Genomic DNA, 21961 nt, shown 5'->3' on the forward strand with positions numbered 1-21961 from the left:
CTGGCTCCTTGAGAGAGAACGATCAGTCTTTCTGCCCCCCGAACTTTGCCTCGTTCCGAGAGCGGGCGCAATGTGACGAAGCCGATCTGGCAGAACGATCGGTCTTTCTTTATGCTGGCCGGATGACGTCTGCCCCAGTGCACCCGAAGGACCGGCTGCTCGCGACCGCGTCCCGGCTGTTCTACGCGGAGGGCATCCACGCGGTGGGCGTCGAGCGCCTGGTGTCGGAGGCCTCGGTGACGCGGGCGACGTTCTACCGCCACTACCCGACGAAGGACGACCTGGTGGCGGCGTACCTGACGGAGACGAGCCACCGCATCCGCGCGGCGGTGGACGCCGCACGAGCGGGCAAACCCCCACGCGAAGCCCTGGCGGCGGCGTTGTCGGTGGTGGGCGACGCGACGTGCGGCGAAGACTTCCGCGGCTGCCAGTTCCTCAACGCGGCGGCGGAGTACCCGGATGCGGAGTCCCGGGTCCGCCGGGTGATCGAGGACCACCGGCGGTGGTTCTTCGAGGTCCTCCGGGATGAGGCGGCGGCGTTGGGGCACCCGGAGCCCAGCCACGCGGCGCGGGTGTTGGTGCTGTTGCGGGACGGCGCCTTGCACGGCGGCGAGCTGGACGACGCGGAGACGGTCCGGGTGACCTTGCGGCGGGCCGTGGAGGAGTTCTTCCCGGCCTGACCCGCCACGAGGGCACCCCGCACCCCCGGAGGCCACCGGAGCCGGCCGCCCGCGGCAGCACCGCTCGCGGCGGCCACGTGGTCTTTCCCACCCGACCACCGCCGCTGTCGCGTGGTGGAATGGGATGTGCCGTCCGAACCGCCCGAGCCCCTCCCCCGGATCGCGCGTCCCCGCACGCTGCTGTTCGCCCTTCCGGCGGCCGGACGGAGATGGGGCGCCGGGCTTCGGGCCGCCGCCGCGGTGGCCGTCCCCGGCGGGCTCACCGTCCTCACCGGACACGTGGACGTAGCACTCTTCGTCACTTTCGGCGCCTTCGCTGTCCTCTACGGCGAAGGCCGCCCCTACCGCGTACGCGCCCGAGTCGTCCTCACCGCCGCCGCGATGCTGGTGCTCGCCGCCGCCCTTGGTGCCGTCGTCGGGAGCTCCGGCGGCCACGAAGCCGCCGTCATCGTCGTGGTCATCGCCGTCGCCGTGCTCGCCGTCTACGCCGTGGACGCGCTCCGGCTCGGGCCGCCCGGCGCCCTGTTCTTCGCGCTCGTCAGCGGCGGCGCGACCGTCGCCGCGGAATCGGGCGCCGGTCCGGTCGCCATCGTCGTCTGCACCGCGCTGGGCGGCCTCGCTTCGGCGATCGTCTCGATGGCCGGAAGACTCACCGACAGGACCAAACCCGAGCGCACCGCCGTCCGACGAGCCGTCGCCGCCGTCGACGCGGCGGCCGAGAACCCCGGCGCCGAAGCCCGCCACAGCGCCGGCTCGGCGATTTCCGCGGCCTGGAACGCCGTCCACGACGCCGGTCACGGACCCGGCTCCGAACTCGCCGTCACGCTGATCGCCACCCACCGCCGGTTCGCCGACGCCACCGGCGGCCAGGAGGAAACCACCCTCCCGCTCCCCCGCCCCAGCGTGGGCTACCGGCTGCGCCGGTCGGCGACCCTCCGCTCGCACGCCATGGTGACGGCGCTGCGCGTCGGCGTCACCTGCGCCGCCGCCGGGAGCCTGAGCGCGAGCCTCGGTCTCGCACGCCCGCACTGGGCGATCCTCAGCGCGCTCGTCGTCCTGCAGCAGGGCACCGACCGCATGCGCGCCAACGTCCGCGGCCTGCAGCGGTTCGCCGGCACCGCGGTCGGCCTCGGGTTGTTCGCCGCCGTGTCCGCGGTTTCGCCCGCCGGGCTCGCGCTGGTCGCGACGATCGCCGTGCTGCAGTTCTGCATCGAGCTGTTCGTGCCGCGTAATTACGCGGTCGCCGTCGTCTTCATCACGCCGGTCGCGCTGCTCGCCGGGGGCGCCGCGGCGAGCGGTCCGATCGGGCCGGTGCTGCGCGACCGCCTCGTCGAGACCGTGCTCGGCGTCGCGCTCGCCGTCCTCGCGCAGTACCTGCTCGCCCCGAACGCGCACCGCACGACGTTCCGCTGGACCGAAGCCCGCATCCGCGCCGGGGCCCGGGCCGTGCTCGAGACCACGGGCCGGGCGGCGCGGCGCGACCTGCAGTTCGAGCTCGAAGGCGCCACCCGCGCCGCGGTCGACTCCGCGCACAACGACGTCCGCTGGACCCGGGAGCACTGGCCGGCCCACGCCGCGCTCGTCCACCTCGGCTACGACCTCCTCGCGGCGTGCTGGGCCGGGGAAGTCGACCGCGAACGCTGGGCACCGGCGTTCCGGTCACCTGCGTAAACCCGGCAAAACTAGGCCGAACGGGTTACCTTGAACGCGAAAGGTGACGGAGGTCCGGCATGGCGGCAGAAGACGCGTCCCGCGCCCCGGCCTGGGTCGAGCCGATGCTCGCCAAGGCCGACGGCGGACGGCTGCGCAGCGGCCCCGAATGGGCGTACGAGTACAAGCTGGACGGCTACCGCGCGGCCATGCGCATCGCCCCCGACGGCACCACCGTCCTCACCAGCCGCAACAACATCGACTTCACCGCCGAATTCGCCGACCTCGACGGCGTCCTCGCCCCGGCGCTCGACGGCCGGGCCGCCTACCTGGACGGCGAAATCGTCGTCTACGGCGAGGACGGCCGGATCGACTTCGAGCTGATGCAGGAACGCCGCGGCCGCTACGTCCGGCACCAGAGCGGGCCACCGGGCCGCGAGTTCGAGGACGTGCCCGTCCGGTTCCTGGCCTTCGACCTGCTCCGGCTCGGTGACCGCAGCCTCCTCACCACGCCGTACGACGAGCGCCGCGCCCTGCTGGCGAGCCTGCCGATGCCCGACCCGTACCGCGTCTCGGTGGTGCGCGCGGTCACCTTCGACGAGCTCGCCGCCGACCGCCGCACGCCGGCCGACTTCCTCGCCCACGCCGCGTCGGCCGGGTACGAAGGCGTCGTCGCGAAGCTGCGCAGTTCCGCTTACGTGCCCGGGCAGCGGCCGGACTCCTGGCTCAAGCACCCGCTGATCCGGACCCAGGAAGTCGTCGTCTGCGGCTGGCGGCCGGGCCAGCGCAGCTTCACGGGCACGCTCGGCGGCCTGCTGCTCGGCGCGCACGACCCCGCGACCGGCGCCCTCGTCTACATCGGCGACGTCGGCACCGGCTTCAGCCAGGCCGCCCGCGCCGATCTGAAGGCTCAGCTGGAGCGTCTGGAGCGCCGCACGCACCCGTTCGTGTCGGCGCCGCCGCGCGAAGACACGGTGCGCGCCCGCTGGGTCGAACCGCGGCTGGTCGGCGAGGTCGTCTACCGGCAGTTCACCCGCGCGGGGCGCGTCCGCCACACCGCCTGGCGCGGCCTGCGCGCCGACAAGGACCCGGCCGACGTCATCGCCCCGCGCGCGGTGCCGCACGAGCCGCCGCCCCCGCCACCCGAGAACCGGATCACCGTCCAGGCGGGAGATCGACGGCTCACACTGTCCAATTTGGACAAGGTGCTGTACCCCGCGGACGGTTTCACCAAGGGCGAGGTGATCAACTACTACTCCCGTGTCGCGCCGGTCCTGCTACCGCACCTGGCCGGCCGCCCGGTGACGTTCATCCGCTACCCGAACGGCGTCGACGGCGAGAAGTGGTTCGAGAAGAACGCCCCGAACGGCGCCCCGTCCTGGCTGCGCACGGCGCGCCTGCCGAGCACCGGTTCACGCGGCAGCGGCGACAGCATCGACTACCCGCTCCTGGACGACCTCCCGGGCCTGGTGTGGGCGGCGAACATGGCCGCGCTCGAACTCCACGTTCCTCAGTGGACGGTGGCCGACGGCGCGCGAGGCCTGCCGGACCGCCTGGTGTTCGACCTGGATCCCGGCCCCGGCACGTCCATCGTGGACTGCTGCCGGGTGGCCGAGCGCCTGCACGACGTCCTGGTGGCCGACGGGCTCACGCCGTACGCGAAGACGTCGGGCTCGAAGGGGATGCAGCTCTACTGCGGCATCGAAACCGCCGACGCGGCAGCCCCGTCCGCCTACGCGAAGCGGCTCGCCCAGCGCCTCGCGAAGGAGACGCCGGAGACGGTGACCGCGGTGATGGCGAAGGCGCAACGCAGCGGCCGGGTGTTCATCGACTGGAGCCAGAACAACCCGGCCAAGACAACGGTGGCCCCGTATTCCCTGCGCGGCCGCGACCACCCGACGGCCTCGACCCCGGTGACGTGGGAGGAGGTCCGCGCGTGCCGGCACGTCACCCACCTGACGTTCACCGCGGAGGACGTCCTCGACCGCATCACCGAAGTGGGTGATCTCCTCGCCGGGCTGATCGGTGCGCGAGCGCCGTTGCCTTAGCGGCGAAGGAGGCGCTGGGCCCGTCCGATGAGTCCGTTGAGTCCGTTGAGGACAGAACCCTTGCGACGGTGGGTGGCCGGCCGCGCGGGGATTTCCGGCTTCGACTCGGGGTGGGCCTGCGGCTCCGCTTCCGCTTCGGCGCGCGGCGAGGGGATCTCGCCGGTGATGGTTCCGGAATCCGGAACCATCACCTCGGGCCGCTCGGCCACAGCCTGTCGCTGCGGTTCGCCCGCGTACTGCCGCTCTGGCGCTTCGGTGTCGGCCGCCCGCTGCTCCAGCGATACCGCGCTTGCTCGCCGCGAATCCACCGGCTCCCGCCGCTCTTGCGCCACCGCGGTCGGCCGCCCTGTCCCCTCACCAACCCGCGGATCCACCGACCCTTGCCGCTCACCCGCCGCAGCATCCTGCCACTCGGGCGCAGCCCCGCTTACTCCCCGCGGATCCGCCGGACCTCGCTGCTCATCCGCCCCCGCGGACGGCTGCCCCGGCTCCGCCGGCCTTTGCTGCGCCGGCACCGCTGCGCCCACATCTCGCGGATCCACCGCTGCCTGCCACTCACCAGCCGCCGTATCCCGCCGATCCGGCCCAACTGCGCTTACTCCCCGCAGATCCGCCGGACCTCGCTGCTCATCCACCACCGCGGACCATTGCCCCGACTCCACCGGCCCTTGCCGCGCGGGCACCACTGCCACCACACCTGGCGGGTCCGCCTCCCCCAGCCGCTCATCCACCGCCGGACCTCGCTGCTCAGCCACCACCGCGGACCATTGCCCCGACTCCACCGGCCCTTGCTGCACTGGCACCGCTGCCCCCGCACCTCGCGGATCCGCCGCCTGCCGCTCACCAGCCGCAGCATCCCGCCGCTCCGACGAAACCGCGCCAGCTACCCGCAGATCCGCCGGACCTCGCTGCTCATCCACCGTCGTGGACCGTTGCCCCGACTCCGCCGCACCTTGCCGCGCTGGCACCACACCTCGCGGATCCACCGACCCCGGCCGCTCCTGCGCCACCGCGGTCGGCCGCCCTGTCCCCTCGCCAACCACCTGCGGATCCAACGCCCCCTGCCGCTCAGCCGCCTCAGCATCCCGACGCTCCGGCGAAACCGCGCCAACTCCCCGCGGATCCACCGCCCCCTGCGCCATCACGGTCGGCCGCCCTGCTGTCCCCTCGCCAACTCCCCGCGGGTCCGCCACGCGCTCCCACTCCGGCGAAACCTCGCCAACTCCCCGCGGATCCGCCACCCGCTCCCGCTCCAGCACCCCAGCAGGCTCGTTTCGCGGCGTCGGCGCGAGCATCTCCGGCGTCACCATCGGCGTCATGAGCGGCGTGTGCGCGGCATCCGCGTTCGGCCGCGCAGGCTCGCGGGCCACCGGGTAGCGGGCCAGCGGGTCGGCTTCGCGGGCGCGGTGGCCGCGCAGCAGTCCGCAACACCCCAGCAAGCCGAGCAGGCCCAGCAGACCCCACCACACCGTCATGACGGTCTCCCTTCCTCCCGGCGACGGGTATCCGGCCCCCGCCTCCCCAACCCCGGCGCTACCCCTGTGGGTGACACTCAGCCCAGTTGCGGCACGTCGCCCGGGAATGTCACCGGCAGCTCGTACAGCCCCCTCGCCGTGCGGCCGCCGCCGAGCCAGCCGTGGAAGTAGATGTGGCCGTCCACCACGTCGGCGCCGCCCGGGGCGTCCACTTTGCCGCCGAGGAGCTCGGCCGACAGGAACTGGGCGTCGGCCTTCACGAACGGGCCGGCCAGGGTCGGCGCCGACGCGTAACACGTGTGGTAGCCCGAACTCTGGAACGTGTCCGCCGAGTAGAACAGCAGGTACCGGCTCGCCGTCTTCACCACCGAAGGCGCCTCGACGACCGCCTTCTCGGCCGTCAGGTCGGCCCTCAGCAACTCGGTCCGAGGACCGGTCAGCGAGCGCCCGTCGGCCTGCAGCCGTTGCGCCCAGATCGCCGCCGGGGCGCCGGTCGCCGCGCCGTCGCTCTTGTAGAGGAGGTAGCGGGTTCCGTCCGCGTCGACGAACGTCTGCGGGTCGATGTCGCCGTGGTCCTCGGGCACGCACACCAGCGGCCGGTCGCCGGCCGGGGTGTACGGGCCGTCCGCCTTCGCCGCCGTCGCGACGCCGAGGCACATCTCGCCGCCCGCCGTCTGCGCGGCCGAGAAATAGAGGACGAACGTGCCGTCCGCCAGCTGCGTGACGTCCGGAGCCCAGAACCCGCCGTCCGGTTTGGCCCACTTGGGCACCGCGCCGAGCGCGTCGCCGACCACCCGCCACGGCCCTTCCGGCGCCGCGGCGGTCGCGAACGGGACGCGCCCGGAACCTGTGCTCGTCGAGAACGCGAAGTAGCCCCCGGCGGTCTTGACGACGTCCGGGTCGGGGAAGTCCTGGTTGATCAGCAGCCGCGGCACGGAGGCCGCCGCCGGTGGGGCGACCGTGAACGCGGCCAGGAGCACGGCTACGGGAGCGAGCAGGAAGTTCTTGAAGCCCATGAACGATTCTCTTGAGAGCGCAACGGTTTCGGCAACGGCAGACGGAGGTCGTCACCGGGAAGCGTGGACTTGCCCGCGGCGCCCGGATCGAGTGGATTCGACCGGCCGCCGCGGGGTAGCCGCCCTCTCATGCACGCGAGGAACGGACGGGGTGCGCACCGCGCCGGGCACGCCGTCGGAGAGGCCGAAGGCGCCGCGTCCCGGCAGCGGGAACCCTTGGGTGCACCGGGAAAACCGGTGGACCGGCGGTCGCCGTTCTTCATCGGTCTCCTGGCGGCGGCCGGGGTGGCGGTCACGATCGCCGTCGTCGAGGTCGTCCTCGCCGCCTCGGATGTGCTGCTGCTGATCGGGATCGCGTTCTTCCTCGCGGTCGGCCTCGAACCGCTGACCGCCCGGCTCACACGCCGCATGCCTCGGGCGCTCGCCGCCGCCGTGGTCGTCGTGACCGGGCTGGCGGTCCTCGGTGGCGCCGTCGCCGCGGCGGCCGTCCCGCTCACCGATCAAGCCACCCGGCTGCGCGATCTGGCCCTGCTGCGCGAGCCGGGATCGCTGCTGGCACAAGCCAATGAGGCGTTCGGTCTCGAAGCCGCCATCCGGTCGATCCACGTGGCGGACGTCGCGAAGCCCCTCGCCGCGGTGCTCGGCGACACCCTGATCGTCGTGGTGCTGGCGACGTACTTCGCCGCCGACTTCCCGCGGGTCCGCACGGCGCTGTACCGGCTGGCCCCGCGAACCCGGCGGCCGCGGGTGATCCTGATCGGCGACGCGGTCTTCCGGAAGGTCGGCGCGTACCTCGTCGGCAACGTCGTGGTTTCGCTGATCGCGGGCGTGGCGACGTTCGCCTGGCTCTGGGCCTTCGGCGTGCCGTACCCGCTGGTGCTGGCCGCGCTCGTCGCCGTGCTCGACCTCGTCCCGGTGGCGGGCTCGGTGGCGGCGGGGGCCGGGACCAGCCTGGTCGCGCTGACGGTGTCCACGCCGGTCGGGCTGGCCACCGCCGGTTTCTTCGCCGGCTACCGGCTTTTGGAGGACTACGTGCTGCTGCCGAAGATCGTCGGCCGCGCCGTCCGGGTGCCGGCGCTGGTCACCGTCGTCGCGGTGCTGCTCGGCTTCGAACTGCTCGGCGTGGTCGGCGCGTTCGTCGCGGTCCCGGTCGCGGCCGCCGTCCTGCTGGTCGTGCAGGAAGTGGCGGTCCATCGGCTCGACCGGACGTGAAAAGCCGCCGCGCGAAGACTCCGCGCGGCGGCTCCGACCGGACCGGTCAGTTGCCCTGGGCGGTCCCGCCGTCGGCGATTTCGCCCGCCGAGCAGTTGTTCGGGGTCGCGCCTTCGGCGTCGTGCTCGCCCGGGGAGAGCACCGGGACGTCGATGCCTTCGGCGACGTCGCGGACCGGCACCTGGACGCCGAGCACGTTCACGTTGTCGTCGCAGACCCCGCCGACGACGTTGAGGTTGTGCACGGCGTCGAGGTTCTGCACGTTGCCGAGGCCGATCTGGTCGCTGTGGTCGACCGGGTGGCCGGCGACGGTGATGCCGGTCGCGGACGCGGATCCGCCGAGCACCGCCATCCCGGCGGCGAGTGCGGTGGCGACGAAGCCGAGTTGCTTGATCACGGGAAGAGAACTCCTTATCACCACCCACCGGACGGTCCGGTGGGAGCTCGGGGGGACACCCCGGGCCGGCTTCGGTTCGCCGGGCCCGGGGTTGTCGGTTAAGGTGCGGTCACGCCGGGTGGGACCGGCGCACGTCTCCAGCGTCATGGCCGGTCCCACCCGTGCCGGCGTCGTCCGACGTCGCGGCGTGCCCGGGACGCGGAACAGGAGTGTGCAGCTCGCTCCGTGTTCCGGGCACGCGGTGCGACATCGACGCAACCGCCGGATTTCCGCGCTGGGAGCCGGCATTCGCACACACAGCGAGCGGCTCCGGCGCGGAAACTCAGTTGCCCTGGCTCGTGCCGCCGTCGACGACGCCGCCCGAGGCGCAGTTGTACGGCGACTCGCCGCTGGCCTCGGACTCGCCCGGCGACAGGATCGGCACGCCGATGCCGTTGAGCGAGTCGCGGATCGGCACCTGGACGCCGAGGACGTTGACGTCGTTGCCGCAGAGGCCGAGGGTGCCGTTGACGTTGTGCAGCACGTCGGTGTTGTTCAGGTTCACCAGGCCGACCTGGCCGGTGTGGTCGTAGCTGCCGTGGTGGTGCCCGTGGTGGTGGCCGTCCGGGGTGTCGGCCGAGGCGATGCCGCCGGCCAGGAACGCGCCGGCCGCCGCGGCTGCCGTGACGAACCCGATCTTCTTCAGCATGGATTTGCTCCTCGATAAGCGATTGCGTCGGACGGGACGGCAGTGAAGGTGTGTTCTCCGGCCCGTGTGAGGGAAACGTACTGATGCGCCGGCCTCGTTTCCACTTCGCGCCACCATCGTGTGGGTGTCGCAAGTCCCTGACCACGCGACGAGTGGTCCGATCGGGTTAGCGGGGATTCATTTTCCCGCAGTGTTTCCCTTCCCATGGTGCGGGCGGAAAGCTTGCGCGGCAAAGAGATTCCGGGCACGCCTAAGAGCCCCGCACCGCCGTGGGTGCAGGGCTCTTCGGTGCGAAGGGTCGCTAGCCGGGCCAGGCCTCGGCTTCGGCGGTCAGCGCGGTGGTCACGTCGATTTCGCCGGACCGCACCCGCCACGCGAGCGAGCCCGGCCGCGGCTGCACGAGGTGCCAGCCGGTGACTTCTTCATCGGTGTAGCAAGGGTTTTCGTCGTCCCCGATGCCCAGCGCGGCGAAGTACTGGCGCGCGGGCCAGGTTTCGGGAACCCAGGCACGAGCCCACCGAACGACGATCCTGGCGAGGTCGTTGCGGCCGTCCGCCGGGTGGATCAGGCGGTCGCCGGTGGTGCAGATGAGACGTGGTGTGTAGGTCGCGCCGAGCGGGGCGACCACGAGATTACTGTTCATTCCTCCCCCGAGCCCACAACAGTGGACGGTGTTTCCCAGTGCGGATACGCAGCTGCGTGGAAAAGGGAAGGACGCCGGCGGTGGACGCGCGCGCACGGCACGTCCTTCCACGGCTCCGGCTTGAACCGGGCCCCATCTTACAAAAGCGCCATCGGGGCCCGAAACGGGGTCGGGGAAACGAAACCGTCCCCCGTTCCCGTGACGACGGGTGTGAACGGGAACGGCGAGGGTACGCCGCCGGAGAACGACCTCACGACGGAAAGGACGACCGGCGATGAACGGAATGGCCAGGAAGTGGCTGTGCGGCCTCGCGGCGGCGGGCGCGATCGCGCTGGCGGGGACTTCGCCCGCGTCGGCGGATCTCGCGCGGGCCGACGACCACGTGACCACGCAGGACGACAACGGCGACAACGGGTTGTGGGGCCTGCTGGGACTCGTGGGGCTGCTCGGCCTGGCGGGGCTGGTGAGGCGCGGGCCGAAGGCCGACGCGATGGCGGGATACCCGGCGGCTCCGCCGGCCAACGCGTACCCGCCGGCGGAGCCGCGGCGGAATCCGCCGGGGGCTTGAGCCGTTGGTTCGCGTCTCTTGGCTGCGCTATTCCCGGCCCGGTTCCCCTCGGGGGATCGGGCCGGTTTCTGTCGGGCGGACGAAACGATGGCGGGTGGCCGAGCCGCGTTCCCCACCGGCCGCCGGGCTTGTTTCCGTCGCGGGACCGGAACGATCGCGGGTGGCCGAGCCACGTTTCTCACCTGCAGCTGGACTTGTTTCCGTCGCGGGACCAGAACGATCGCAGGTAGCAGAACCACACTCCCCACCCGCAACCAGGCTTGTTTCCGTCGCGGGACCAGAACGATGGCAGGTGGCCGAGCCACGTTCCCCACCGGCAACCGGGCTTGCTTCCGTCGCGGGACCAGAACGATCGCAGGTAGCAGAACCACACTCCCCACCCGCAACCAGGCTTGTTTCCGTCGCGGGACCAGAACGATGGCAGGTGGCCAAGCCGAGTTCCCCACCGGCAACCGGGCTTGCTTCTGCCGAAGGGACGGAACGACCGCGGGTGGCCGAGCCACGCTCCCTACCTGCAGCCGGACTTGCTTCTGGCGGAGAACCGGAACGATCGCAGGTAGCAGAACCACACTCCCCACCAGCAACCAGGCCTGCTTCCGTCGCAGGACCGGCACCATCGACATCCGCCGAGCCGCATCCCCCACCGGCAACCGAAGTTGGTCTTGCCGCGGGACCGGCACGATCGCGGATTGCCGGGGCGCGGTGCCGCTTCCGGCCCGGTCCGCCACAGTGAGCCGTACCCACATCTCCCGCGAGCCCGTACCAGCCACAGGCGGCCGGACCGCGACGGTGGCCGCCACAACCCGCGCCCCCAACAGGAGCCGGTCTCGTTTCTGTCGGGCGACCGGGGGTCGAGCCGCATCTTCCATCGAGACCCGCGTCGAAACTGCCGTGATCACCGGTGATCGAGCCGCGTCAGCGCCTGGCGGCCAAGTTTGCCAGGCGTCGAACGGCCCCACCCCCGCCGACTCATCCCCGGAAAGCCGAGCGTCCGGCGATTGCGCAGGCGTCCGTCTGCCCTCGATGCCCCGCACGCCGTTTCCCCTCCACCCGCGCGGAACGCCCCGGCGCCAGTCACGCCGGGACGTTCCGCGTTTTCTCCAACGGGCGCCTTCGTGTCAGGTTCCCGGCACCGTGACGGCCGCGGATCCCGCCGGGAAACCCGGCACCGCGACCGGCATCCAGATTAGCGACGCACTCGCCGCGCAAGAAGTGGTTTTGCGACGTACCCTTCTTAAGAGTGGCATTCCGGCCATCGGGCAAATGCGCATGATTACCCATTGATTTCTCACTTAAACGTCACCATCGGGTGGAAGTCGCGTGCCCCCCGAGAACCACTCTTCTCCTACCTTCCGTGAGGCGACCACTCACGATTCCACCATCCATCGTAATCTCGAACCTCGAACGAGTGACGCCATCACCCACGGTAATTGATCGGGAGAACCGCTTCACAACGGCTTCACGCGAACTCGATGTTTGTTCCGCGAATCCCGGACCCGGCGGGCACCGTCCGAAATCGACAGTCGACACCTGGCCCGTAGATGCGCTCGCGTCAATGCGGATCGGCGATCACCATGATCGGAGTCGGCATCGGAATTCCGGAGGAGTAGGACATGAAAAGTGCATTGGCCCGCGCGATCACGGTTTTCGCCACCGCGGCGGCGGTGACCCTCACCGGGGTCGGTGTCGCGACCGCCGGCGGCCCCGGCGGAAGCGGCTCTTCGAGCACGACCAGCGCGGCGGCGGAGGTCCAGCAGCTGCGCGACCAGCTCTCGGCCCGCGCGGACCGCGGGGACGTCCCCGGCACGCAAGCCACGCTCGGCGACCTCGACCCGCTGCTCACGGATCTGGCCCAGGGCAAGCGGTACACGATCCAGACCGAGGCGCGCGACACCGCGGCCACGGCGCAGCAGCAGAACACCGAAGCGCGCAAGGGGGTCAGCGAGCTGGCGCGGAACGCGGAGCCGCGCCAGTCGCTGCCGCCCGTGTCGGCCCTGCTCAACGCGCTGGTGCAGCGGCTGCTGATCAGCTTGTCCTCGCTGGTGAACGACCTTCTCGGCGGGCTGCCCGTCCCGGTCGGTTAACCCGGCCGGACCCCGGACGGACAAGCCGGCGAAAGCCCGGTGCGGAATCCGCACCGGGCTTTCGTCGTGGTTACGGAATCATTCGTAGACGACGTAAGCGGGCGCCGGGGTCAGCGCCAGCACCTCCGCCGGCGTCATCAGGTCCGCGCCGCGGCGGGTGTCCTCCTCGAAGAACAGCTTGAAGCCCGGCCGGACGTGGTCGGGTTTCGTCGTCATCAGCGTCTTCCACGTCGCCTTCTTGGCCGCGGCCGAGCCGATGCCGTCGACCACCTTCACCGGCGAAACTCCCTTGTGCGCCAGCAAAAGCTCCTCTTCACGCACCACCGAGGAAGCGACCTGGTGGTACACCATGACCTTCGCGGGCAGGCGGTGCGCTTCGGCCAGCTCCCCGAGGTACCGGGCGACCTCGTCGAGCTCGGCGCCGGTCGTGCGGCCGAACTTCCGGCCCGGCACCACCCCCGGTTCCACGGCCCACTCGGGATCGAGCGCGACGCCGACGTCGGGCTCGGTCAGCCAGTGTTCGTAGGCCCGCACTTCGGGGAGGAAGTCGGCGCGCCCGGGCTGGATGTTCAGCAGCAGCAAGCCGTTCAGCGCCCGCGCGGCGTCGAGGTAGTCCCGCACGGTCGCGTCGTCACCGCGGCTGCGGTACATGCCGTCTTCGCCGGGCGAGCGGTGCACGGTGGTCGCGATCAGCTCCACGACGGGGGTGATCGGACGCCCGGCCGGGAACACCTCGATCTGCTGCCGCAGCCGCCGGCTCGCCTCGGTGAGGTCGCCGGTCATCCGGCCGAGCGCTTTGGCGCCCGGCGCGCCGCAGAACCCGACGAGAAGGCTGTTCTCCACCGGGCTCGGGGGCGGCGACGGGGGTGGCGCGGGACTCGCCGTGACCGGAACAGCGAGTGCCTGTTCCCGCCGCGGTGCCCCGCACGCGCTCGTCACCAAACCCGCGAGAGCGGCGGTGAGCACCAGACGTCGGTCGAAGGTTCGTTCGGCGGCGGACGCCGTTTTCGGGACCATCGCGGGGAAATACCCGCCCGCGATCTCCGGGAAACCCGATCGCCGATGATCACCGCATCGTGCCGGGGCCGGTTCCGGGACCGTGTCCGCTGCCTGCGGAAACGTCGTTTTCGGGCCTGTGCGGCGGAAAGTCGCGCTCACCCGACCCGGTGGGCCGGCCCGCGCCCGTCAGGGGCCGGCCGCACACTTCGGGCATGCGTTGCCTTTTCCGGTTCGGTGCCGGGTTCGCCGTCCTGCTCGCCGCGGCGGCCTGCGGTGCTCCCGCGGCACCGGCACCGGCCCCGCCACCCCGGCCGTCGCCCGCCGCCGCGCCCGTCCGCGTCACCGCCGCCTCGGCGCGCCAGGTGGGTGCGGACGAGCTCGGCCGGATCCCCGTGCTCATGTACCACCGGATCGCCGAGCACCCGCGGTCGGTGTACGACCGCACGCCCGCCGACTTCACCGCGGAACTCGAGCGGCTCGCGGCCGAGGACTACGTCCCGATCACGACCGCCGAGCTGGTGTCGCGCCGCTTCGACCTCCCGGCCGGCGCCCACCCGGTGGTCTTGACCTTCGACGACGGCGACCCGAGCGCGTTCACCCTGACCCCGCAGGGACAACCGGCGCCGGGCACGGCGGTCCGGATCCTGCTGGACGTCGCCGCGGCGCACCCGAGGTTCCGGCCGGTCGCCAGTTTGTACGTCAACGAGCACCCGTTCGGCGACACCGATGGGCGCGCCCTGCGCTGGCTGGCGGACCACGGCTTCGAGCTGGGCAACCACACCCGGCAGCACACGAACCTGCGCTCCGCCTCCGAAAGCGAGGTGACGGCGGCGATCTCGACGGAGGACGCGGCGATCCGAGAGGCGGTCCCCGGCTACCGGCCGACGACGTTGGCGCTCCCGTACGGAAGCCACCCGCGGCGCGAGGAACTGGCATTGCAAGGTCCCGGCTATTCGTACGGCGGGGCACTGCTCGTCGGGGCCGGGCCGGCACCGTCGCCTTGTTCGCCGCGGTTCGTCCCCGGCTCGATCCCCCGGATCCGCTCGCAGTCGGAGGGGCGCGACGCGGAGTACGGCTCGAAGCACTGGCTCGACGAGCTCGCCGCACCGGAGGGCCACCGCTACACCTCCGATGGCGACCCGGCGACGGTGTCGTACCCAAGGTCCGAAGGTGCTCCGGCGCCGGCTTGTGCGAGCGTGGGCCTTGCCTACTGAACCGAAGGCCCGGGTCGATTGGCTGCCGCAGCCCCGTCCCCGGCCGGCTGCCGAGCCGCCACGGGTGGAGGAGGAGCTGCCGCGTCAGCGGCGGGCGCGATGGCCTCGGCGCTCCGCGGAGGTTCCGCCCCGCCGGCGGCGCACCACCGAGGCACCGACCACGGAGTCCATCCGCGCGACGCACGCTCCGAAGGCGACTCCGGCGGCCCCCAGCGGCGGCCGGAACTTGGCCGGTCCGCTCGGCGACGCTGCCGGACAATCGGCGCCTCAACGCGGGCAAGGTGAGCGGCCCGAGCCCACTTGCAGCGGCACGCGCCCGGCCACTCGGCCGCCTGCCGAGCACCGCCCGGCACCTCAACGCGACCAAGCGAACCTTCCCGAGCCGACACCGGCGCCCACCCGAGGCGACACTCACTCGGCCGGCTTGCCTCCCGCGGAACTCTGGCCGGCCGACTTCGCCGACCCGGCACCCAAACGCGGCGGCGCACACTCAGCCGACCCGACTCCCGCCGAACTCCGCACGGCCGACTTCGCCGAGCCAGCACTTGCCCGAGGCGGCACACGCTCAGCGGACCGGACTGCCATCCAAGCCTGCCCGGCTGACCTACCCGAGCCGGCAACGGCGTCCACCCGAGGCGGCACACACCCGGCCGACTGGACTTCTGGAGAACTCCAGACGACCGACCTCCCTGGGACGGCGACACTGCCCACCCATAGCGACACACGCCCGGCCAACCAGCCGCCTGCCCAACTCCGCACGGCCGACCTCCCCGGGCCGACGGTACTGCCCGCCCTCAGCGACACGTGCCCGACCAACCAGTCTCCCGCCCGGCTCCCCACGGCCGAGCCAGTAGCGCTGCCCACCCACGGCGACACACGCCCAACTAGCCAGTCTCCCGCCCAACTCCACACGACCGAGCCAGCAACACCGCCCACCCACAGCGACACACACCCGGCCAACCAGCCTCCCACCCAACTCCACACGACCGAGCCAGCAACACCGCCCACCCACAGCAGCGCGCGTCCGGACAGTTGGCTGCCTGCCGAACTCCGCACGATTGACTCCGCAGCACCGACACGTGCCGGCGCACACCCGGCGGGCTGGTCTCTCGCCGGACTTTCCCCGGCCGGCCTCCCCGAACCGCGACGGACTCCGCAGCCGGCCACCGCTCCCCCGACCACGGCCCAACTCCTCGGGCTCACAACCGAAACCCCGCCGCCGGAACCCCGAGAACCGCAAACCCCCGTGGCGTGGTGGCCGCCCGCGGTTCTCGTGTTCGCCATCGCGCTCTCCGCCGCCTTGCTCCTCACCCCGCGTGCCGTCGAACCCCGTCGTGTCGCCGGCGTTGCCTGGCCGCGGCAGACGACCGCCACCACCGCTCGGCCGGCGCCTGAACCCGCCGCGCTGCCCGATGGGGTGCCGATCACCCCCACCGGCTCTGGCGACTGGCAGGTCCTTCCCGGCCCGGCCACCGCCGCCGGTACCGGAGCCCGCCTCATGACCTACACCGTCGAAACCGAAGGCGGCGTCGACGTCCCCGCATTCGGCACCGACGTCGACACCGTCCTCACCGATCGGCGCGGCTGGATCGGGCTCGGTGAAATCTCCTTCCGGCGGCTCACCGACCCCGAGGCCCGGCCCGACGTCCGGATCAGCCTCACCAGCCCCGAAACCACCCGGCGCCTCTGCGGGTTCACCATCCCCTACGACTCCTCGTGCCACCTGGGACGCCGGCACCGGATCGTCGTCAACCTCGCCCGGTGGCTGCGGGGCGCGCACTCCTACGACGGCGACCTCGCCGGGTACCGCCGTTACGCCATCACCCACGAAATGGGACACGCGCTGGGGCTCGGGCACGTCGGCTGCCCGGTCGACGGAGCACCCGCGCCGGTCATGATGCAGCAGACCTTCGGGCTGTCGAACACCTACCTCGCGCAGCTCAACCACGCCGAGCCGGGAAACGCCACGGCCGTCCGCGCGGACGGTGCCGTCTGCCGGCCCAATCCCTGGGTCATGTGACGGGCGGGTCCCACTCCCACTCGGTGAGCGCGGTCCGCATCAGGCGGGCCGCCGCCGGGAGGCGGGTGCCCGCCGCCCAGCACAGGGTGATCGTGCGGCGGCAGTCGGGGCTGTTCACCGGGATCCACACGACCGGCACCTGCGCGGCGACGCGCCGGGCCATCGCCGGGTTGAGGCCGATGCCCAGGCCCGCGCTGATGAGCTCCTGGATCGCGCCCGGTTCGTCGCCCTCGAAGACGATCTTCGGGGTGAGGTCGCGCGCGGCGAAGAGCCGGTCGAGGAGCCGGCGGTGCCAGTGGCCGCGGCGGGCGGTGATGAACTGCTCGTCCGCGAGGTCTTCGACGCGGACCGACGCACGCCCGGCCAAGCGGTGCCCGACCAGCGTGGCCACCCACACCGGCTCGTCGAGCAGCTCGACGCCGGCCAGCCCGTCGGCCAGGATCGGTTGCGACGCAACGCAAAGGTCGATCTCCTTGGCCCGCAACGCGCGCGCCATCTCGTCGGCGGGCAGCTGGTGCAGCACGACCTCGACCGCCGGGTGGGCCCGCTTGAACGCCGCGAGCGAACCGGTCAGGGTGAGGAACGACTCCGACGCCAGCCGCACCGTCCCGTAGCCCTCGCCGGTCGTCTCCGCGACCGCGCGGCGGCCCGCCTCCAGCTCACCCAGCGAGCGCTCGACGTAGCCGCGGAAGAGCTTCCCGGCGTCGTTCAGCCGGAGCCGGCCCGCCCGGTCGAACAGCGGCGTGCCCAGCTCCGCCTCCAGGCGCGCGATCGTGCGGCTCAGCGACGGCTGGGCGACGCGCAGCTCCTCCGCCGCGCGGCTGAGGTGCTCCAGCCGGGCCACCACGAGGAACTGCCGCAGTGTCCCCAGGTCCACGTCATGCCTCCCCCGTCATAACGGCATAGCGATATTGATCTTAGACACGATAACCACACCGTCATAGCTTCGAACCGTGGACAGCACAGGGAAAACGCGGCCGATCGACTGGGCGCTGAGGACCGCGGCGGGCGTGCACGTCGTCGCGATCGCCGGCCAGCCGGTGTTCGCCGGGGTGTACCTCAGCGGCGACTACGACGCCTTGCGCCTGCACGCGACCGGCGCGGACGTCGTGACGTCGCTCGCCTACCTGCAGGTGGTCGTCGCGGTCGTCGTGTGGTTCCGGCTGCGGCGGGCGTGGCCGTTCCTCGCCACGACGGCGGTGGCGGCCGCGGAGACGGTCCAGTACTTCGCCGGGCTGGACGGGGCTTTGTGGCTGCACCTCCCGCTGGGCGTGCTGACCGTCGCGGGGCTCGTCGTGCTGGTCGCCGCCGTGTGGCGGCGGCCCTTGATGCGGGCGGCCGCCGATGCGTGAGCTGTCCCGGCGCGGGGTCCTCGGCGGCGCGTTCGGCCTGCTGGCCGCGACCGGCCTGGCCACCGCGGCCACCTTTGCCCGGCGCCCGCCGGTGACCGGCGCCGAACTCCGCAGCGCCGTCCCGCTCCCGCCGCCGTACGAAGTCCCGTTGCCCGTGCCGGAGGTGCTCGAGCCGGTCGCGCCGGGCCGCTACGAGATCACCCAGCGCGTGGCCGACCTCGAGATCCTGCCCGGGATCCGGACGCCGATGTGGGCCTACGGCGGCACGTTCCCCGGCCCGACGATCGAATCCCGCCGCGGCCGGCCGGTCACCGTGACCCACCGCAACGAGCTCCCGGTGCCGACCGTCGTGCACCTGCACGGCGGGCGCACGCCGGCGGCGTCCGACGGCTACCCGACCGACCTCGTGCTGCCGCCGGGCTGGCGCGACCACCACCCGATGCCCGACCCGCGGGCGGTGCGCAGCGAGGGAACGCGCGACTACACGTTCCCGCTGGACCAGCGCCCGGCGCTGCTCTGGTACCACGACCACCGGATGGACTTCACCGCGCCGGCGCTCTGGCGCGGCCTCGCCGGGCTCCACATCGTCCGCGACGACGCCGAAGAAGCGCTCGGCCTGCCCGCCGGGGCGCGCGAACTCCCGCTGGTGCTCACCGATCGCGCGTTCGCCGCGGACGGCACGCTCGACTACCCGTCGGTCGACGCGACCCTGCGGGACACCCCGGGCGTGCGGGAGAGCTTCCTGGGCGGCGTGCTCGGCGACGTCGTCCTGGTCAACGGCGCGCCGTGGCCGGTGCACGAAGCCGACGCGGCCCGGTACCGGCTGCGCCTGCTCAACGCGTCGAACGCCCGGCACTACGAACTCGAAGCCGTCACCGACGACGGGCGCCGGCTCCCGCTGGTGCAGATCGGCGCGGACCAGGGCCTGCTCGCGGCGCCCGTCACCCACCTGTCGCTGCCGATCGCGCCCGCCGAGCGCTACGACGTGGTCGTCGACTTCGCCGGCGTGCCGGTGGGCGGCCGCGTCCGGCTGCTCGACCGGCTGGGTACCGGGCGCACCACCGACGTCATGGCGTTCCGGATCGCGCGCCGCGTGGCCGACGACAGCCGGGTCCCGCCGGTGCTGTCGACCGACTCACCGTCGTGGGGTTCCCCGGTGCGCGTGCGCGAATTCTCCTTCAGCGCCGGGCAGCTGCCCGGCGGGCACGGCTGGGTGATCGGCGGGCGGCCGTTCGACCCGGCCCGGACCGACGTGACCGTGCGGCTCGGCGACGTCGAGGTGTGGCGGCTCGTCGCGGACGTCCACCACCCGGTTCACCTCCACCTCGCCGCGTTCCGCGTACGCTCCCGCGGCGGGCGGGCGCCGCTGCCGCACGACGGCGGGCTCAAGGACACCATCGCGCTGCGGCCGGGCGAGGCGGCCGAGATCGTCACCCGGTTCGACGGCTACCGCGGGCGGTACCTCTTCCACTGCCACAACGCCGAACACGAAGACATGGGTATGATGGCCAACCTCGAAATCGTCTGACACCGACGGTGGCGTGCCGTCCCTCTGACGGGGTGGACGGAGTCCCGATCGAGTGTCCGGGGCCGCGCAGGCGCAACCCGGTGCAGGGTGATCGCTGGGCCAGACGGGCAACGCCCGCGTGACCGGAGTGAAGCTCCTTGTCCTCGTGAAACTCCCGGCACTAGCGTCGATCCCGAGGGGACGAAGCCGGCGCGCCCGGCTCGGCGACGGCCGATTCCCTGTCCCCCAAGGAAACCGACCGAGGAGTTACTCGATGACCGCTATCGACCAGCCCGTGGCCCGCACCGCTTACCAGCAGTCGGTCGCCGACTACTGGAACGCGGAAAAGGACCCGGTGAACCTCCGGCTGGGCGACGTCGACGGTCTGTACCACCACCACTACGGGATCGGCGACTACGACCCGGCCGTCCTCGAGACGCCCGAGGCCACGCGCGACGAAGCGATCATCGCGGAGATGCACCGGCTCGAGACCGCGCAGGCGGAGGTGCTGCTCGACCACCTCGGCCCGATCGCGCCGTCCGACCGGCTGCTGGACGCCGGCTGCGGGCGCGGCGGCACGAGCGTGATGGCGCACCTGCGCTTCGGCTGCCAGGTCGACGGGATCTCCATTTCGGAGCAGCAGGTCGGGTTCGCGAACGAGCACGTGCGCGAGCGCGGGATCGACGGCTCGGTGCGGTACCACCTGCGCAACATGCTCGACACCGGCTTCGAAACCGGCGCGTTCCAGGGCATCTGGAACAACGAGAGCACGATGTACGTGGACCTGCACGACCTGTTCGCCGAGCACGCGCGGCAGCTCAAGCCCGGCGGGCGGTACGTGACCATCACCGGGTGCTACAACGACGTCACCGGCGGCCGGTCGCGCGCGGTGAGCCAGATCGACCAGCACTACATCTGCAACATCCACGCCCGCGGCGACTACTTCAAGGCGTTGTCCGCCAACGGGTTCGTGCCGATCAACGTCGTCGACCTGACCGCGGCGACGATCCCGTACTGGGAGCTGCGGGCGCAGTCGTCGGTCGCGACCGGGATCGAGGACCCGTTCCTGACGGCCTACCGCGAAGGCAGCTTCCACTACCTGCTCATCGCCGCCGACCGCGTCTGAGCCGGACCGGTGCCCAGGGAGACCACCATGACCGCATGTCCACAGTGGACGATCGGCGATCCCGGCTCGGCGCTGGCGGGACCGTTCGGCCTCGGGACGTCGGCGGCCCGGATCGCGACCCAGTTCGCGCCGGCGCCCGGGCAGGACCCGGCGTACGCGTACCTGCCGTGGGGTGACGGCAGCGCGTCGCCGCTGTACTGCCCGGTGGTGGGCCGCGTCGACGACGCCCTCGCCGCGGAGGTCGACCGGCGGCTGGTCGCGTGGGCCGGGGACTGCGGGTTCACCGGCAAGGGCCTGGAGCAGATCGCGGGGGCAGGGTTCGGCAGGCTGGCGATGCTGGCCCACAGCGACTGCGACGACCCGGACCGGCTGCTCGTCGCGGCGCAGCTGAACGCGGTGTGGTGGGCAGCGGACGACTACTACGCCGACGACAGCGAGCTGGGCGCGGCGCCCACCGAGCTCCCGCCGCGCCTGGCGCTCGTGATGGCGGCGATGGACCCGGTCGCGCCGGCCGGGGAGTTCACGCCACCGCTGGAGGAAGCGCTGCAGGCGGACCCGATCCTGGTCGGGTTGCACTCGGCGATCGAGCACCTGGGCCGGCACGGCTCGCCGGTGCTCGTGCAGCGGGTCTGCTACGCGACCTTCTCGATGTTCGTCAGCTGGGACGCCTACGCGGCGTGGCGCCACACCGGCCGCTACCCACCGGCGTGGGAGTACCTCGCGGCGCGCCAGCACGACAGCTTCTACACGTCGATGACTCTCGTCGACGCCGTCGGCGGCTACGAGCTGGCCGCGCCGTTCTACTACGACCCGCGCGTGCGGGAGGCGATGATGCGGGCCGGGACGGCTTCGGTGCTGGTCAACGATCTCTTCTCGGTGGCCAAGGACGCGGCCGACGAAAAACCGGTCTGCAACATGGTCCTGCAGATCGCGGCGGACCGGGGGTGCCCGGTCGAGGAGGCGGTCGAAGCCACCGTCGCGCTGCACAACCGGATCGTGCACGAGTTCGAGGACGGCCACCGCGAGCTGATGGCCGTGCCGTCCCCGGAGCTGCAGCGCTTCCTCGTGGGAGTCCGCTCCTGGATGGGTGGCGGCTTCACCTGGCACGCCACGAATCCCCGTTACCAGTCTTGACAATCTCCGAACTGATTGGGTGGTTTTCGCTGTGACTGTCACCGACCCGGTGGAATCCGAACAGACACCACTGAGCCTCGGCCGCGCCGCCGCCCGGACACTGGCCACCACGACCAAGTCCGTACCCCAGATGCAAGGCATCTCCACC

19 protein-coding genes are annotated in these 21961 nt (G+C 72.1%); 12 read left to right on the forward strand and 7 right to left on the reverse strand.

From position 1 onward, the window contains the following. Positions 1 to 122: 122 nt before the first annotated feature. The 3 genes from ACLJQM_RS27140 (at position 123) to ligD (ending at position 4378) form a co-directional block, all read left to right on the forward strand. Complete coding sequence (locus ACLJQM_RS27140) at positions 123 to 680, forward strand: TetR/AcrR family transcriptional regulator (RefSeq protein WP_247024369.1); 558 nt, start codon at positions 123 to 125, stop codon at positions 678 to 680. A gap of 279 nt (positions 681 to 959) precedes the next feature. Beyond that, positions 960 to 2351: an FUSC family protein gene (locus ACLJQM_RS27145; protein WP_410633239.1), complete on the forward strand. Its 1392-nt coding sequence runs from the start codon at positions 960 to 962 to the stop codon at positions 2349 to 2351. Positions 2352 to 2410: 59 nt separating this feature from the next. Continuing rightward, the gene (ligD, locus tag ACLJQM_RS27150; protein WP_410633240.1) at positions 2411 to 4378 is read left to right on the forward strand and encodes a DNA ligase D; all 1968 of its coding nucleotides are present in this window, start codon (positions 2411 to 2413) and stop codon (positions 4376 to 4378) included. Here ligD and ACLJQM_RS27155 read toward each other — a convergent pair. Together ACLJQM_RS27155 and ACLJQM_RS27160 are read right to left on the reverse strand one after the other, a co-directional pair. After that, on the reverse strand, positions 4375 to 5853 hold the full coding sequence (locus ACLJQM_RS27155; RefSeq protein ID WP_410633241.1) for a hypothetical protein: 1479 nt from the start codon (positions 5851 to 5853) through the stop codon (positions 4375 to 4377). The genes ligD and ACLJQM_RS27155 overlap by 4 nt on opposite strands. 77 nt (positions 5854 to 5930) lie before the next feature. After that, positions 5931 to 6869, reverse strand: coding sequence for a glycoside hydrolase family 43 protein (locus ACLJQM_RS27160; RefSeq protein WP_410633242.1), 939 nt, complete (start codon positions 6867 to 6869; stop codon positions 5931 to 5933). Between the two features lie 237 nt (positions 6870 to 7106). Between ACLJQM_RS27160 and ACLJQM_RS27165 the strand changes: the two genes are divergently transcribed. After that, positions 7107 to 8081 carry an AI-2E family transporter gene (locus ACLJQM_RS27165; RefSeq protein WP_410633243.1) on the forward strand — a complete coding sequence of 325 codons (975 nt, stop codon included), beginning with the start codon at positions 7107 to 7109 and terminating at the stop codon, positions 8079 to 8081. Between the two features lie 46 nt (positions 8082 to 8127). Here the strand turns inward: ACLJQM_RS27165 and ACLJQM_RS27170 are convergent, their stop codons facing one another. The 3 genes from ACLJQM_RS27170 to ACLJQM_RS27180 form a co-directional block, all read right to left on the reverse strand. Next, positions 8128 to 8478: a hypothetical protein gene (locus tag ACLJQM_RS27170; protein WP_247024376.1), complete on the reverse strand. Its 351-nt coding sequence runs from the start codon at positions 8476 to 8478 to the stop codon at positions 8128 to 8130. Positions 8479 to 8800: 322 nt separating this feature from the next. Beyond that, entirely contained in the window at positions 8801 to 9166 is a 366-nt protein-coding gene (locus ACLJQM_RS27175) for a hypothetical protein (RefSeq protein ID WP_247024377.1), read from the reverse strand. A gap of 301 nt (positions 9167 to 9467) precedes the next feature. After that, the gene (locus tag ACLJQM_RS27180) at positions 9468 to 9809 is read right to left on the reverse strand and encodes a hypothetical protein (protein WP_247024378.1); all 342 of its coding nucleotides are present in this window, start codon (positions 9807 to 9809) and stop codon (positions 9468 to 9470) included. Positions 9810 to 10083: 274 nt separating this feature from the next. Here ACLJQM_RS27180 and ACLJQM_RS27185 point away from each other — a divergent pair, with 274 nt between their 5' ends. Then, positions 10084 to 10377: a WGxxGxxG family protein gene (locus tag ACLJQM_RS27185; RefSeq protein ID WP_360784000.1), complete on the forward strand. Its 294-nt coding sequence runs from the start codon at positions 10084 to 10086 to the stop codon at positions 10375 to 10377. A gap of 1613 nt (positions 10378 to 11990) precedes the next feature. Beyond that, positions 11991 to 12461, forward strand: coding sequence for a hypothetical protein (locus ACLJQM_RS27190; RefSeq protein WP_360783997.1), 471 nt, complete (start codon positions 11991 to 11993; stop codon positions 12459 to 12461). 78 nt (positions 12462 to 12539) lie between these two features. Here the strand turns inward: ACLJQM_RS27190 and ACLJQM_RS27195 are convergent, their stop codons facing one another. Further along, positions 12540 to 13304, reverse strand: a complete 765-nt coding sequence (locus ACLJQM_RS27195) for a hypothetical protein (RefSeq protein WP_410633244.1) — start codon at positions 13302 to 13304, stop codon at positions 12540 to 12542. A 368-nt stretch (positions 13305 to 13672) separates the two neighbouring features. Between ACLJQM_RS27195 and ACLJQM_RS27200 the strand changes: the two genes are divergently transcribed. Both ACLJQM_RS27200 and ACLJQM_RS27205 read left to right on the forward strand, forming a co-directional pair. After that, positions 13673 to 14674: a polysaccharide deacetylase family protein gene (locus tag ACLJQM_RS27200; RefSeq protein ID WP_410633245.1), complete on the forward strand. Its 1002-nt coding sequence runs from the start codon at positions 13673 to 13675 to the stop codon at positions 14672 to 14674. Next, positions 14592 to 16694 (forward strand): DUF3152 domain-containing protein, encoded by a 2103-nt coding sequence (locus ACLJQM_RS27205; protein ID WP_410633246.1) that lies wholly within the window; start codon positions 14592 to 14594, stop codon positions 16692 to 16694. The genes ACLJQM_RS27200 and ACLJQM_RS27205 overlap by 83 nt, the downstream gene beginning before the upstream one ends. Here ACLJQM_RS27205 and ACLJQM_RS27210 read toward each other — a convergent pair. Further along, positions 16687 to 17571, reverse strand: coding sequence for a LysR family transcriptional regulator (locus ACLJQM_RS27210; protein ID WP_410633247.1), 885 nt, complete (start codon positions 17569 to 17571; stop codon positions 16687 to 16689). The two genes, ACLJQM_RS27205 and ACLJQM_RS27210, sit on opposite strands and share 8 nt — an antisense overlap. A 76-nt stretch (positions 17572 to 17647) precedes the next feature. Here ACLJQM_RS27210 and ACLJQM_RS27215 point away from each other — a divergent pair, with 76 nt between their 5' ends. From ACLJQM_RS27215 to ACLJQM_RS27230, 4 genes are all read left to right on the forward strand, one after another. Then, complete coding sequence (locus ACLJQM_RS27215; protein WP_410633248.1) at positions 17648 to 18046, forward strand: hypothetical protein; 399 nt, start codon at positions 17648 to 17650, stop codon at positions 18044 to 18046. Then, a complete protein-coding gene (locus ACLJQM_RS27220; RefSeq protein ID WP_410633249.1) occupies positions 18039 to 19574 on the forward strand; it encodes a multicopper oxidase family protein in 1536 nt (511 codons plus the stop codon). Before ACLJQM_RS27215 ends, ACLJQM_RS27220 begins: the two co-directional genes overlap by 8 nt. A 253-nt stretch (positions 19575 to 19827) precedes the next feature. Beyond that, positions 19828 to 20679 carry a geranyl diphosphate 2-C-methyltransferase gene (locus tag ACLJQM_RS27225; RefSeq protein WP_360783976.1) on the forward strand — a complete coding sequence of 284 codons (852 nt, stop codon included), beginning with the start codon at positions 19828 to 19830 and terminating at the stop codon, positions 20677 to 20679. A 27-nt stretch (positions 20680 to 20706) separates the two neighbouring features. Continuing rightward, on the forward strand, positions 20707 to 21813 hold the full coding sequence (locus ACLJQM_RS27230; RefSeq protein WP_410633250.1) for a family 2 encapsulin nanocompartment cargo protein terpene cyclase: 1107 nt from the start codon (positions 20707 to 20709) through the stop codon (positions 21811 to 21813). Positions 21814 to 21961: the final 148 nt, after the last annotated feature.

The sequence above is a fragment of the Amycolatopsis sp. cmx-4-83 genome (assembly GCF_046548815.1).
Taxonomy (GTDB): domain Bacteria; phylum Actinomycetota; class Actinomycetes; order Mycobacteriales; family Pseudonocardiaceae; genus Amycolatopsis; species Amycolatopsis pretoriensis_A.